This window comes from Pseudomonas sp. MYb541, from assembly GCF_037479595.1.
Taxonomy (GTDB): Bacteria; Pseudomonadota; Gammaproteobacteria; order Pseudomonadales; family Pseudomonadaceae; genus Aquipseudomonas; species Aquipseudomonas canadensis.
Genome location: NZ_JBBGYS010000013.1, coordinates 44464 through 58652, shown reverse-complemented (window position 1 = coordinate 58652; position 14189 = coordinate 44464). Strand labels below are relative to the sequence as shown.

General features: G+C 60.6%; 7 protein-coding genes, 1 tRNA gene and 1 pseudogene. 6 read left to right on the top strand and 3 right to left on the bottom strand.

What is annotated here, in order from left to right:
• Positions 1–883 precede the first annotated feature (883 nt).
• Together WH299_RS10335 and WH299_RS10330 are read right to left on the bottom strand one after the other, a co-directional pair.
• Positions 884–2213, bottom strand: a pseudogene (locus WH299_RS10335) (tyrosine-type recombinase/integrase).
• Positions 2214–2377: 164 nt separating this feature from the next.
• Positions 2378–2453, bottom strand: a tRNA-Thr gene (locus WH299_RS10330).
• 235 nt (positions 2454–2688) lie between these two features.
• Between WH299_RS10330 and WH299_RS10325 the strand changes: the two genes are divergently transcribed.
• Positions 2689–2886, top strand: a complete 198-nt coding sequence (locus tag WH299_RS10325; RefSeq protein ID WP_339550213.1) for a hypothetical protein — start codon at positions 2689–2691, stop codon at positions 2884–2886.
• Between the two features lie 186 nt (positions 2887–3072).
• Here the strand turns inward: WH299_RS10325 and WH299_RS10320 are convergent, their stop codons facing one another.
• Complete coding sequence (locus WH299_RS10320; RefSeq protein ID WP_339550212.1) at positions 3073–3417, bottom strand: hypothetical protein; 345 nt, start codon at positions 3415–3417, stop codon at positions 3073–3075.
• Between the two features lie 218 nt (positions 3418–3635).
• Between WH299_RS10320 and bcsQ the strand changes: the two genes are divergently transcribed.
• From bcsQ to WH299_RS10295, 5 genes are read left to right on the top strand one after another with little or no spacing between them, the layout of a single operon-like run.
• Positions 3636–4670 (top strand): cellulose biosynthesis protein BcsQ, encoded by a 1035-nt coding sequence (bcsQ, locus tag WH299_RS10315; RefSeq protein WP_236317591.1) that lies wholly within the window; start codon positions 3636–3638, stop codon positions 4668–4670.
• The gene (bcsA, locus tag WH299_RS10310; RefSeq protein WP_123475286.1) at positions 4667–6886 is read left to right on the top strand and encodes a UDP-forming cellulose synthase catalytic subunit; all 2220 of its coding nucleotides are present in this window, start codon (positions 4667–4669) and stop codon (positions 6884–6886) included. The genes bcsQ and bcsA overlap by 4 nt, the downstream gene beginning before the upstream one ends.
• Positions 6883–9150, top strand: a complete 2268-nt coding sequence (gene bcsB, locus WH299_RS10305) for a cellulose biosynthesis cyclic di-GMP-binding regulatory protein BcsB (RefSeq protein WP_339550210.1) — start codon at positions 6883–6885, stop codon at positions 9148–9150. Before bcsA ends, bcsB begins: the two co-directional genes overlap by 4 nt.
• Positions 9147–10343 carry a cellulose synthase complex periplasmic endoglucanase BcsZ gene (bcsZ, locus tag WH299_RS10300; RefSeq protein WP_122730368.1) on the top strand — a complete coding sequence of 399 codons (1197 nt, stop codon included), beginning with the start codon at positions 9147–9149 and terminating at the stop codon, positions 10341–10343. The genes bcsB and bcsZ overlap by 4 nt, the downstream gene beginning before the upstream one ends.
• Positions 10325–14173, top strand: coding sequence for a cellulose biosynthesis protein BcsC (locus WH299_RS10295; RefSeq protein ID WP_339550209.1), 3849 nt, complete (start codon positions 10325–10327; stop codon positions 14171–14173). The genes bcsZ and WH299_RS10295 overlap by 19 nt, the downstream gene beginning before the upstream one ends.
• Positions 14174–14189 lie beyond the last annotated feature (16 nt).

Sequence of the window (14189 nt, the reverse complement as noted above, 5' to 3'; positions counted from 1 at the left end):
AAAACCTTTGAAACTTTCCCCACGTCATCCCGCCACGAATGTTGAGTGTTATCAGGGATCAAGGTCCCTGCGACCTGTGAGGGTTGCCCACTAGCGCGGGACTGGCGGCTCCTTACGACCAGGAGCTTGGGCATCTCATGATCTGGCCCCCTGGACACCGTTACCGGTGGGCGGGTGGAGGCTGCATTGGTTGACGAGACCAGCGCCGCGAGATCCTGAGTCGGGTGAAGGCAGTAATGCGATGACCGAGGCATGCCTGGCTGTCAGTCAGGTGCAGTCCATTCCGTGGGCTGCGGCACCATCATCTGCGTCGCTGTTGCTGATGACTTCGGTGTTTGTCACGCCGATTGTCACAGAGGGAATTGCCGCAAAGCCTTATACGAGGTGGGCTGCAGCAGCGGTAGGAGCGCCCGTCTCTTTCCAGAAGAAAGAGACGGGCGCAGGTTGGCGCAGTGAAATGGCCAAGCGGATAGGTTGCTGCAGGGCAGCTGGGTAGAGGGATGTATTTGCCACAATGGCAATGATCTGAAGTAGGCATCCATCACTTGGTGAGTGACCGTGCGAGCCGCCGGACGCTAATCGCACTTTGGGTGAACCACCACGGTGTGGCGTAGCCTTAAAGGTCCTGGCTACCTGGGTTGCTGTCAACGACAGCGCTTTGCCCGATCTTTTCTACGCCTGTGGATAATTCGGGTCAAGATCTGCATTTTCGGGCGTTCTGCGGCTGTGGATGAAATTATCCACCGGTGGAAATCCATGGTTTTCCACAGACAATTCGCGTGGGCTTTAGATTTTTTAAGTGAGGTCCATCCAAGCAGGGCGGCTTTGCAGCCCCGCTTGGATGGACCCGCGTGGAAGGGCGGACTGCGGTGATCTCATTGGCTTACCCACGTTTGGATGCACCACGGCTATTTTGTAGGGCGGTAATGTTGTCACCAACCGGGTGAGCGAATTCGTGGGGCGTCACATGCCCATGGCGGTTGGCGTCGATGTAGTTGCTCCACCACGCCATGATCAGCCTGCGCTGCTCCAGAAATTCAGCTTTGTGGATATACGCGGCGCGCACGCGCTTGCGTTCCTTGTGACTCATTTGTCTTTCGATGGCAGCGTCGGATCCATAATCCGGACTCTAGTAGGGCGCTACAGGCCATGGTCCTGAAGCCGTGGCCGCACACGTCCTTGCTGGTGTCATAGCCGACGTTGCGGAGCATGGTGTTCACCGTGTTCTCGGACAAGGGCTTCCAGTACTTGTGGTCTCCTGGTAGCACCAACTCTGAAAAGCGACTGAGGCTGCGCAGGCGCTCCAGTATTTCGATGACCTGCGGCGATAGCGGAACCATTTGAATGTCGCCGTTCATTTTGGTCCCGCGTGTGGAGTTGCGTACCCCTTCAATCGGTGCGCGCGTATCGGGGATTTCCCACATGGCGCGTTGAAGGTCGAACTCACTCCATCGAGCGAAGCGCAGTTCGCTGGAGCGGACGAATACATGCAACGTCAACAGCACGGCAAGGCGCGTCAGCTCGCGGCCGTTGTAGTTGTCGATACGGTGTAGCAGTTCGGGTAGGCGGTTGAGGGAGAGGGCCGGGCGATGGACTGTGCGCGGCGCGTGAATCGAGCCTGCCAGATCCAGTGCAGGATTCATGGTGATCTGCCGAGCCCTTTTGGCCCCGCGCATGATGGTGGATAAGTAGTTCTGTGCCCGTAACGCCACATCCATGGTGCCGCGTTCCTTGATGCGCTGGGTGATCTCTAGCAGGTCATGGGTATCTAGTTCAGCGATGGGTCGTTGGCCGATCAGCGGGAAGACGTGGGTACGCAGTCGGCTCATCACGGTTTTTGCGTGTCCTTCGGTCCAGCGACGGGACATGTCGGCGTGCCACTCCAGAGCAACGGTTTCGAAAAGCAGTGCCGCTCGCTGGGCTACGATCTTGGCCTTCTTCTTTTCTTCCATTGGGTCGAGGTTGTCGAGCAGCAACGCCTTGGCTTCGTCTCGCTTACGTCGTGCGACGGAAAGGGTAACGATGGGGTAATTGCCGATGATGAGCGTACCTTCCTTGCCGCTGGGCTTGGTGTACTTCAAGCGCCAGGTCTTCACGCCATTGGGTTTGACGAAAAGGTACATGCCGCCGCCGTCGAACAGTTTGTAGGCGCGTTCGCGGGTTTTGGCCGTGCGGCATTGCAGGTCGCTGAGAGGGATCGCTAGACGTGGCATAGGGGTACGCGCTCCTGACCGGAAAATCGCAGTACCCCTAACATACCCTCGGGGAAGGGGGATTTTATTGGATCCCGACAGAGGGTCCTGGAACGAAAAAACCCGCCAAAGGGCGGGTTTTCGGGGCTTCCAGAGCATTCGATGGAATGCAATGAAGCCTAATGTGGTGCCGGCACCAGGAGTCGAACCCGGGACCTACTGATTACAAGTCAGTTGCTCTACCAACTGAGCTATACCGGCGTGTTAGGGCGACGATTATAGCGATTGGAAAGGTTCTGTAAACCCCTGAATTCTGACTATTTTTGCAGAACCCAAGGTTTTTTCATCCGCGCCTCTTTTTCCGATCAGCAAGGGTAGGATTCTTCCTGGGTCGCCGAAGGGTCTAACCCGGTGCAATCTCATCGCATCCAAAGGACGCCTCACGTGAAACGGTCGCTTCGTCATTACCTTCTACCGCGACGCGCAGCAGACTCAGGTGATCCAGACCGAGCAGGGTTCATGGTCTGCGGCCAATGGCAAGAATGAGTTGCGCACGGACGGCGTACGTTCGCAAGATGTGTACACCTATAAGCTGCTCGACGCCGACACCGTTCACTACGTGAGTGTGTCGTCGGACCCTACCAGCGATTGCCAGGATGACTACGCGTTCACCGAGCGCCGCGTGCGCCAATAAGGCGGGCCCGCTCCAATACCGGGCGCTCGGGTGCCCGGTTGTTATGGGTATCAACGCCCCTTCCCACAGTTCTTCCCGAACTTCTTGTAGCCCACTGCCTATCTCTGTCGGCATTTGCAGCAAAAGCCAAAAGCCAAAAGCCAAAAGCCAAAAGCCAACAGGCTGACTGCGATCAATTTAGTTTAGTTAATGGGCGGTATCCTCCGGGCTTAGCAGATTGAGTGCCCTAGTGGAGTCGTGCGGCGCGGGTTTTGCTTCGCTGTCCAGCGAGGCGGTGCCTGTACGCACCGATACACGGGCCGTGGCTTCGCGGGGGATTCGAATCAACCGCTCGGCTGGTTTTCCCTTGAATACAGGTGAGGTTTCCGTATTCTGTTGCGCGATATAAACCGTCAGATTAATCGCGGTTTGATGTAGGTAATTTTTCGAGACCATGTTGGGCAATCGAATATTTATTGATGGGTATGTCAGTTTTGCGCCGTTCTTGTCCACCCGGACAGCAATTTTCGCGAAATAACAGCGCAAGTTCATGTTCTTACAGCGAATGCACTTTTCAGCACAAAAAAGTCATAAAAATGGCGCTATGCCGTTCGTCGGATTAATTTGAACTAAAAGCATCAAAATACTGACACCATCAATGTGATATCACAGAATGCACCCGACACCACATAACTAGAAAAATACAAGGTCAGCTTATTGCTGACCTTTTTATCGCCTTTAGAGCGCAAACAGGTGGGGAGGGGCAGTGAGTGAGTCGAGCAGATGACATTTCAAAACTATTCAACAAGCTGGGTGCCAACCCGAGTGGCTACCGCGAGATCGACTTTGTCCATGAGTTTATCGAGGACGATGTAGAGGTTCTGGAGACCCCAGCAGTCACTCAAGCCCTGCCTGTGATCGAAGCGCCTTCAGCGCCTTTGTTGCGTCTGTTGGAGGAGCTGAGCCAAGGCGAAGCCGACCACCTGCGGCCGCCCGAAGTGATGGAGGGGCGTGACGGTGAAGTGTATTCGGAGCAATCCAACCCCAACGTCGTGGTGGTTGTCTCGGTGAAAGGCGGCGTCGGTCGCAGTACCCTGACCGCTGCGATTGCCAGCGGCTTGCAGCGCCAGGGTCGCCCGGCGCTCGCCCTGGACCTGGACCCGCAGAATGCTTTGCGTCATCACCTGTGCCTGGGCCTCGACATGCCTGGCGTCGGCGCGATCAGCTTGCTCAATGAAAGCTGGGAAGCCCTGCCTGAACGCGGTTTTGCCGGTTGCAGGCTGGTGGCATTTGGCAGCACCGGCCACGAGCAGCAGCAGAGTCTGAACCGTTGGTTGGGTGAGGATAGCGAGTGGCTGGGCAAACGATTGGCCAGCCTTAAATTGAATGGCCAGGACACTGTGATCATCGACGTCCCGGCCGGCAATACCGTGTACCTCGGCCAGGCCATGTCGGTGGCCGATGCGGTGCTGGTAGTCGTGCAGCCGGATGTGGCCTCGTTCAGCACCCTCGACCAAATGGACAGTGTGCTTGCGCCGTACTTCACTCGCGAAAAACCGCCACAGCGCTTCTACGTGATCAACCAATTGGACGCGGCCCACCGCTTCAGCCTGGACATGGCCGAGGTGTTCAAGACCCGTCTGGGTGCTGCCCTGCTGGGGACGGTTCACCGCGACCCCGCGTTCAGTGAAGCCCAAGCCTACGGTCGCGATCCCCTCGACCCCACCGTCAACAGTATCGGCAGCCAGGACGTCCACGCCCTGTGCCGCACCTTGCTCGAACGCATCGACTCGGACCTCCCATGACCGACAATACGTCCTCCACGCCCTTCGTCGAAGGGCGCGCTGAACAGCGCCTAAATGGCGCGATTGCGCGCTTCAATCGGTGGCCTGCGGCGCTGCGTACGGTGCTGGTTGTTGCCAGTTGCGTGCTCGGCGCCCTGCTGTTGCTGGGTATTATCAGCGCACCGCTCGACCTCTACAGCCAATGCCTGTTTGCCGGCGTGTGCTTCTTGGCGGTGCTGGTGCTGCGCAAAATTCCCGGACGCCTGGCGATCCTCGCGCTGGTGGTGCTGTCGCTGGTGGCGTCGTTGCGCTACATGTTCTGGCGGCTCACCTCCACCCTCGGGTTCGAGACCTGGATCGACATGTTCTTCGGCTACGGCCTGGTCGCCGCCGAGTTCTACGCCCTGATCGTCCTGATCTTCGGCTACGTACAAACCGCCTGGCCGCTGCGCCGTACGCCGGTGTGGCTCAAGACCGAGCCCGAAGAGTGGCCGACGGTCGATGTGTTCATCCCGACTTATAACGAAGCGCTGAGCATCGTAAAACTGACCATCTTCGCTGCCCAGGCAATGGACTGGCCCAAGGACAAGCTGCGCGTCCACGTGCTGGACGACGGCCGCCGCGACGACTTCCGTGACTTCTGCCGCAAGGTCGGCGTGAACTACATTCGCCGCGACAATAACTTCCACGCCAAGGCCGGTAACCTCAACGAAGCGTTGAAGGTCACCGACGGTGAATACATCGCCCTGTTCGACGCCGACCACGTGCCGACGCGCTCCTTCCTGCAAGTGAGCCTGGGCTGGTTCCTGAAGGATCCGAAGCTGGCGATGCTGCAAACGCCGCACTTCTTCTTCTCGCCGGATCCGTTCGAAAAGAACCTCGATACCTTCCGCGCCGTGCCCAACGAGGGCGAGCTGTTCTACGGCCTGGTGCAGGACGGCAACGACCTGTGGAACGCCACCTTCTTCTGCGGCTCCTGTGCGGTCATCCGCCGTAAGCCGCTGCTGGAAATCGGCGGCGTAGCCGTCGAGACCGTGACCGAAGACGCCCACACCGCGCTCAAGCTCAACCGCCTGGGCTACAACACCGCCTACCTGGCTATCCCGCAAGCCGCGGGCCTGGCCACCGAAAGCCTGTCGCGCCACATCAACCAGCGAATTCGCTGGGCGCGGGGCATGGCGCAGATCTTCCGCACCGACAACCCGCTGCTGGGCAAGGGCCTCAAGTGGGGCCAGCGCATTTGCTACGCCAACGCCATGCTGCACTTCTTCTATGGTTTGCCGCGCCTGGTGTTCCTGACCGCACCGTTGGCCTACCTGGTGTTCGGCGCGGAGATTTTCCACGCGTCGGCGCTGATGATCGTCGCCTACGTATTGCCTCACTTGGTGCATTCAAGCCTGACCAACTCGCGGATCCAGGGGCGTTTCCGTCACTCGTTCTGGAACGAGGTGTACGAGACGGTACTGGCCTGGTACATCCTGCCACCGGTGCTGGTGGCGCTGGTCAACCCCAAGGCCGGGGGCTTCAACGTCACCGACAAGGGCGGCATCATCGACAAGCAGTTCTTCGACTGGAAACTCGCGCGCCCGTACCTGGTGTTGTTGGCGGTGAATCTGGTCGGCCTGGGCTTCGGTATCCACCAGTTGATCTGGGGCGATGAGTCCACCGCTGTGACGGTAGCGATCAACCTGACCTGGACCCTCTACAACCTGATCATCACCAGCGCCGCCGTGGCCGTGGCTTCGGAAGCGCGCCAAGTGCGTTCCGAACCGCGTGTCAGCGCCAAGCTGCCGGTGAGCATCATTTGTGCTGACGGCCGTGTGCTTGAAGGCACGACTCAGGATTTCTCGCAAAACGGCTTCGGCTTGATGCTCTCCGATGGTCACTCGATCACCCAGGGCGAGCGCGTGCAATTGGTACTGTCGCGCAACGGCCAGGACAGTCTGTTCGATGCCCGCGTGGTGTTCAGCAAGGGCGCGCAGATCGGCGCCCAGTTCGAGCCCCTCAGCCTGCGCCAGCAAAGCGAGTTGGTTCGCCTGACCTTTTCCCGCGCCGATACCTGGGCCGCGAGTTGGGGCGCCGGCCAGCCGGATACACCGCTGGCGGCCCTGCGTGAAGTGGGCTCCATCGGCATCGGCGGCTTGTTCACCCTGGGCCGCGCCACCCTACATGAACTGCGTCTGGCCTTGAGCCGCACCCCCACAAAACCGCTTGATACGCTGATGGACAAGCCATGACCTCGAAGATATTCGCTCGCCCTCATCCGCGCCGTGCACTCGCGCTGATGATCGCCTCGCTGATGGGCCTCAACACCCTGGCGCAAGCTGCCGAGCAAGCGGCCACCACCGTGCCGGTACAAAGAACCGATAACGGCTACAGCCTGACCCTCAAGCAGTTGGGGCGTCGCGACACCATGAACCTGCAAGGCGTGGAGTCGTCCGACAGCGTCAACTTCGATATCCGTGCCGATGAAGTGGTGAAGGGCGCGCAACTGCTGCTCAAGTACAGCTACTCGCCGGCGCTGCTGGCCGACCTCTCGCAGATCAACGTGTTGGTCAACGGCGAAGTCGCTGCCAGCCTGGCGCTGCCCAAAGACGGCGCTGGCATCCAGCAGGAGCAACTGGTGCAGCTTCCGCCGAAGCTGATCACCGAGTTCAACCGTTTGAGCCTGCAGTTCATCGGCCACTACACCATGTCTTGCGAAGACCCGCTGCACAGCAGCCTGTGGGCCAAGATCAGCAACAGCAGCGAGCTCAAAGTGCAGGTCGAGCCCATCGTGCTCAAGGATGACCTGGCCGTGCTGCCGCTGCCGTTCTTCGACAAGCGTGACGCGCGCCAGGTCAGCCTGCCATTCGTGTTCGCCACTGCGCCCGACAGCGCCGCGCTGGAAGCGGCCGGTGCCCTGTCTTCATGGATCGGCGGCCTCGCCAGCTACCGGGGCGCGACGTTCCCGAGCACCCTCGGTGAGCTACCGGCCAAAGGCAACGCCATCGTACTGGTGCAAACCGCCGACGCACTGGACGTGCACGGTGTTGCGGTCGCCAAGCCGACCGGTCCGACCCTGACCCTCATCGCCAACCCCAATGACGTCAACGGCAAACTGCTGATCGTCACCGGGCGTGACGGCGAAGAACTCAAGCGCGCCGCCAACGCGGTCGTGCTGGGTAACCCGGTATTGGCCGGCAACAGCGTGGTCATCACCAAGCTCGACAGCCTGGCACCGCGCCGTCCGTACGACGCGCCCAACTGGTTGCCAAGCAACCGCCCGGTGCGTCTGGGCGAGTTGATCGAACAGCAGAAACTCAGCGTGTCGGGCTACAACCCTGGCGCGATCAGCGTCGATATGCGCCTGCCGCCGGACCTGTTCAACTGGCGTGAAGAGGGCGTGCCGCTCAAGCTCAAATACCGCTACACGCCACAGCAAGTGTCGACCAACTCGTCGCTGCTGATCGGCCTGAATGATCAGTTCATGAAATCCGTGGCATTGCCGTCGGTGACCAACCTGGGCGGTGGCCAGACCCTGCTCGACCAGTTGAAGAAAGACGAAAGCCTGCCGCGCGAAGTGACGACCCTGTTGCCGATCAGCTCGGCATCGCCCAAGTCCAAGCTGCAACTGCGCTTCATGTACGACTACATCAAAGAAGGCGAATGCCGCGACATCATCGTCGACAACATGCGTGGCTCCATCGACCCGGATTCCACCCTCGACGTCACCGGCTACCAGCATTACATCGCCATGCCGAACCTGGGCGTATTCAACGACTCCGGCTTCCCGTTCACCCGTCTGGCTGACCTGTCGGAATCCGCCGTGGTCATGCCCGATAACTTCGGCACCGACGAGATGACCGCCTACCTGACCGTGATGGGCCGCTTCGGCGAAGCTACCGGCTACCCGGCCACCGCCGTCAAAGTGGTGCAGGCCAAGGACGTGCAAAGCGTTGCCGACAAAGACCTGCTGGTGCTCGCCACCGCCGCCAACCAACCGCTGCTCAAGCAGTGGCAACAATACCTGCCGGCCACCAGCGATGGTGAGCAGCACCAGTTCCTGCTGTCTGACCTGCCACGTTATGTACGTAGCTGGGTCAGCCCGGACCCGGCGGCCAACCAGCACCCAGCCAACGCCGGCATTACCTTCAAAGGCCTGAGCAACAGCACCTGGCTGGCCGGTTTCCAATCGCCACTCAAGAGCGGCCGCAGCGTGGTGCTGATTGCCAGCAACCAGCCGCAGGGCCTGTTGGAAGCCACCTCGGCGCTGATTGGCGGTGACGATTACAAAGACTCGATCCAGGGCAGTCTGGCCGTGGTGCAGGGCACGACTATCAGCTCGCTGGTGGGTGACGAGCAGTACTACGTCGGCAAGCTCAACTACTTCAAATTCATGCAATGGCAGCTGTCGCAGCACCTGGGCTGGATGTTGTTGATCACCTTCCTGGGTCTGGCGGTGGTTACTTCCCTGATCTACCTGTCACTGCGTGCACGTGCAAAACGGCGGTTGGCATGAGCCCGCTCAAGAGCATGGCCCTGGCAGCGCTGGGCGCGGTGATGTTTGCCGGTAGCGCGCAGGCGCAAACCTGTGACTGGCCGCTGTGGCAGAACTACGCCAAGCGCTTTGTGCAGGATGATGGGCGAGTGTTGAACTCGTCGATGAAACCCACCGAGAGCAGTTCGGAAGGGCAGTCCTACGCGATGTTCTTTGCGTTGGTCGGCAACGACCGTGCGAGCTTCGACAAGCTGTGGACCTGGACCAAGGCCAACATGTCGGGCTCCGACATCGGCCAGAACCTGCCGGGTTGGTTGTGGGGCAAAAAAGCTGATAACACCTGGGGTGTGATCGACCCGAACTCTGCCAGCGACGCTGACTTGTGGATGGCCTACGCCTTGCTCGAAGCGGCCCGCGTGTGGAATGCACCGCAGTACCGCGCCGACGCGCAATTGTTGTTGGCCAACGTTGAGCGCAACCTGATTGTGCGTGTGCCCGGCCTGGGCAAGATGCTGTTGCCGGGGCCGGTGGGCTACGTGCATCCGGGCGGCTTGTGGCGTTTCAACCCGAGCTACCAGGTGCTTGCACAACTGCGTCGCTTCCAGAAAGAACGCCCGAACGCCGGCTGGAACGAAGTGGCTGAAAGCAACGCGCGCATGCTCGCCGATACCGCCAGCAACCCCCACGGCCTCGCGGCCAACTGGGTCGGCTATCGCGCGACCAGCGCCAACGCCGGGCTGTTTGTGGTCGACCCGTTCTCCGATGACCTGGGCAGCTACGACGCGATCCGCACCTACATGTGGGCCGGCATGACCGCCAAAGGCGATCCATTGGCGGCGGCGATGCTCAAGTCGCTGGGCGGTATTTCCCGCGCAACGGCCGCATCGGTCACCGGCTTCCCGCCGGAAAAAATCCACGTGCTGACCGGCGAAGCCGAGAAAAACAACGGCTACACGCCGATGGGTTTCTCCGCGTCCACCATTGCCTTCTTCCAGGCCCGCGGCGAAACCGCCCTGGCGCAGTTGCAAAAGGCCAAGGTCGACGAGGCACTCGCCAAGGCCCTGGCGCCTTCAGCACCCGAGAGTGCGCAGCCGATCTACTACGACTACATGCTCAGCCTGTTCAGCCAGGGCTTTGCCGATCAGAAGTACCGTTTTGAACAAGACGGTACGGTCAAATTATCCTGGGAGGCCGCATGCGCCGTCACACGCTAGCCATTGCGATTCTCGCTGCCCTGGTCTCGACGGCCAGCGTGGCTGAAACCAGCGACCCGCAGTCCCTGCTGATTGAGCAAGGCTACTACTGGCAGTCGAAAAAGAACCCTGAGCGCGCGCTGGAGACCTGGCAGAAACTCTTGAGCCTGTCTCCTGAGCAACCGGATGCGCTGTACGGTATCGGCTTGATCCAGGTGCAACAGAACCGTCCGGCTGAAGCGCAAAAGTACCTGGCCCGCTTGCAAGCGCTGAGCCCGGTGCCGCGTCAGGCGTTGCAGCTGGAGCAGGACATCACCGTGGCCGTGCCGGACAACGCCAAGTTGCTGGAGCAGGCGCGCGAACTGGGCGAGCCGGATGCCGAGCGTGAGCAGGCCGTGGCCTTGTATCGCCAGATTTTCCAGGGGCGTCAGCCGCAAGGCCTGATCGCCCGTGAGTACTACAACACGCTTGGATTCACCGCCAAGGGCACCAATGAGGCCATCGCTGGCCTGCAGCGATTGACCCGTGAGCGTCCCAACGATCCGATCGTTGCGTTGTTCCTGGCCAAGCACCTGGCGCGCAACCCGGCCACGCGGCCTGACGGCATTCGTGCCCTGGCTAAACTGGCACCGAATAACGACGTGGGCGGCAATGCCGATGAAACCTGGCGCTTCGCGCTGATCTGGCTCGGCCCGCCGAAGCCGGACCAGGTGTCGCTGTTCCAGCAGTTCCTCACCGTGCACCCGGATGACGCCGAGATCCGCGCGCTGATGAACAAAGGCATTGCCCAAGGCAAAGGCGGCGGCACCTGGCAGCGCGACCCGCAGATGACCAAGGCTTTCAAGGCGCTGGATGACGGCGACCTGAAAACCGCCGAGCCGTTGCTGGCCGCGCGTCTTGCGCAAAAATCCAATGACGTCGATGCCCTCGGTGGTATGGGCGTATTGCGCCAACAGCAAGAGCGTTACAGCGAAGCCGAAAACTACCTCGTCCAAGCCACCCGCTTGCCCGGTGGTGCCGCGTGGCAGTCGGCCCTGAATGACGTACGGTACTGGAACCTGATCAGCCAAAGCCGTGACGCCCAACGCGCCGGCCGCAGCGCCCAGGCCCGTGACCTGGTGGCCCAGGCCGAGCGCCTGAACCCAGGCCAGCCTGGCGCGGCGGTCGCGTTGGCGGGTTTCCAGTCTCAGGACAACCAGTTCGAAGAAGCCGAAGCCGGCTACCGCAAGGTGTTGGCCCGTCATCCCGGTGACCCGGATGCCTTGAGTGGCTTGATCAACGTGTTGTCCCAATCGGGTCAACCGGATGAGGCCTTGAAGCTGATCGACTCGGTTTCGCCGGCGCAGCGCGCCAAGTTCGCACCGAGTGTGAAAATCAACGCATTGCGCGCGACCCAGGTCGGCAAACTGGCGGAGCAACGCGGTGACGTGAAAGGCGCACAAGCTGCCTATCGCCAGGCTCTCGACGCTGACCCTGAAAACCCGTGGACCCGCTTTGCCCTGGCGCGCATGTACCTGCGCGACGGCCAGATCCGCAATGCCCGTGCGTTGATCGACGGCTTGCTCAAGACCCAGCCCAACCAACCGGACGCGCTGTACACCAGCACGCTGTTGTCGGCGCAACTGAGCGAGTGGAAACAGGCCGAGACGACCCTGGGGCGTATCCCCGCGGCGCAGCGCACGGCAGACATGAACGAGCTGGCGATCGATATCGCGCTGCACCAGCAGACCGACGTGGCCATCGAAACCGCTCGCCGTGGCCAGCGCCCGGAAGCCTTGGCATTGCTGGGGCGTTCCGAGCCGTTGACCCGTCAGAAGCCAGAGCGTGTGGCCGTACTGGCCGCCGCCTATGTAGAAGTCGGCGCCGCGCAATACGGCCTGGACATGATGCAGAAGGTGGTGGAGAACAACCCCAACCCGACGGTCGACCAGAAACTGCTATACGCCAACGTGTTGCTCAAGGCCAACAAGTACAGTGAGGCGGGCGAGATCCTGCGCGAAGTGCAAGGCCAGCCTTTGAGCGAAATCGGTCGCCAGCGCTATGACGATCTGATTTACCTGTACCGGGTCAAACAGGCGGATGCCCTGCGCGAGAAGAACGACCTGGTGGCCGCCTATGACATGCTGTCTCCGGCCTTGGCCCAGCGTCCCAATGACGCGCTGGGCGTCGGCACATTGGCGCGGATGTACGCCGCCAGTGGCAACGGCAAGAAGGCGATGGAGTTGTACGCGCCGTTGATCCAGCAGAACCCGAACAACGCACGCCTGCAGCTGGGCCTGGCGGACATCGCCCTGAAAGGCAATGACCGCAGCTTGGCGCAGAGCGCCAGTGACAAGGCGCTGGCGCTGGAGCCGGGTAACCCGGAGACACTCACCTCGGCCGCGCGCATTTACCAAGGGCTGGGCAAGAACAGCGAAGCTGCCGAGTTGCTGCGCAAGGCCCTGGCGATTGAAAACGCCATGAAGGCCAAGACCCAAGTGGCCCAGGCTGGCGCTCCAGGGACTTCGTACAACCCGTTCGTAGGCTTGCCGGGCCAGCGCCGCCAGGTCACCGACCTGACCGTTGCCGGCGCCGTACCGCCGCCGATCGATGCGCCAACCAAGAGCGTGACGTCCAACGCGTTTGCGAGTGCAACGTCCAACGACCTGAGCGATCCGTTTGTGCCGCCTTCGAGCATTGCCTCCATCGACAGTCCCGAGCTGAGCCCGGCGCGGCGTGCGCTGGATACCATCCTGCGTGACCGTACCGGTTATGTGGTGCAAGGCTTGAGCGCACGCAGCAACAACGGTGAGAAAGGCCTGAGCAAAATCACCGATGTGGAAGCGCCGTTTGAAGCGCGGATGCCGGTGGGCGATAACACGGTGGCGCTGCGCGTGACGCCGGTGCATTTGACGTCTGGTGCGGTTAAAGGCTTCGCAGCACAGCGCTTTGGCGGTGGGACCAACGCTGAGCTGGGCAAGCAAAGTGACAGCGGCGTCGGTTTTGCCATCGCGGTAGAGAATCCTGATCAGGGGTTGAAGGCGGATCTCGGGGTCAGCCCGATAGGTTTCACCTACAAGACCTGGATCGGGGGTGTGAGTGTTGCGCGACCGTTTGAGGCGAATTCGAACTTCCGCTACGGCGCGAATATTTCTCGTCGCCCAGTAACTGACAGCGTGACCTCGTTCGCCGGCTCAGAAGATAAGCGCACTGGCGAAAAATGGGGCGGTGTGACCGCTAACGGCGGCCGTGGCGAGTTGAGCTACGACAACCAAAAGCTGGGTGTTTATGGCTATGCCTCGTTGCATGAAATGCTGGGTAACAACGTAGAGGACAATACCCGTCTGGAACTGGGCAGCGGTATCTACTGGTACCTGCGTAATACCCAACGTGACACTCTGACCTTGGGCATCAGTGGTTCGGTGATGGGCTTCAAGGAAAACCAGGGTTATTACACCTACGGTCATGGCGGTTACTTCAGTCCGCAACGTTTCTTCTCTCTAGGCGTGCCGATCCGTTGGGCCCAGAGCTTTGACCGTTTCAGCTATCAAGTAAAAACTTCGGTAGGCGTGCAGCATATCGAGCAAGATGGCGTCGATTACTTCCCGGGGCACAACGATCTTCAAGACAGCCAGACCGTGGGTAATCGCACCTATGCCAGCGACAGCAAAACCGGCCTCGGCTACAGCTTCAACGCCGCCGCCGAATACCGCTTGAGCTCGCGGTTCTACCTGGGTGGCGAAATCGGTGTCGACAACGCCCAGGACTACCGCCAGTACGCCGGTAATGCTTATCTGCGCTACTTGTTCGAAGACCTGAGCGGGCCTATGCCGCTGCCGGTCAGCCCGTACCGTTCACCTTATTCCAACTGATTAATCGGAGTCATTC

Excerpts from the sequence above, each read along its gene's own strand:
- bcsZ (WP_122730368.1), top strand. The coding sequence starts at position 9,147 with ATGAGCCCGCTCAAGAGCATGGCCCTGGCAGCGCTGGGCGCGGTGATG.
- WH299_RS10295 (WP_339550209.1), top strand. The coding sequence starts at position 10,325 with ATGCGCCGTCACACGCTAGCCATTGCGATTCTCGCTGCCCTGGTCTCG.
- bcsB (WP_339550210.1), top strand. The coding sequence starts at position 6,883 with ATGACCTCGAAGATATTCGCTCGCCCTCATCCGCGCCGTGCACTCGCG.
- bcsA (WP_123475286.1), top strand. The coding sequence starts at position 4,667 with ATGACCGACAATACGTCCTCCACGCCCTTCGTCGAAGGGCGCGCTGAA.
- WH299_RS10320 (WP_339550212.1), bottom strand. The coding sequence starts at position 3,417 with ATGAACTTGCGCTGTTATTTCGCGAAAATTGCTGTCCGGGTGGACAAG.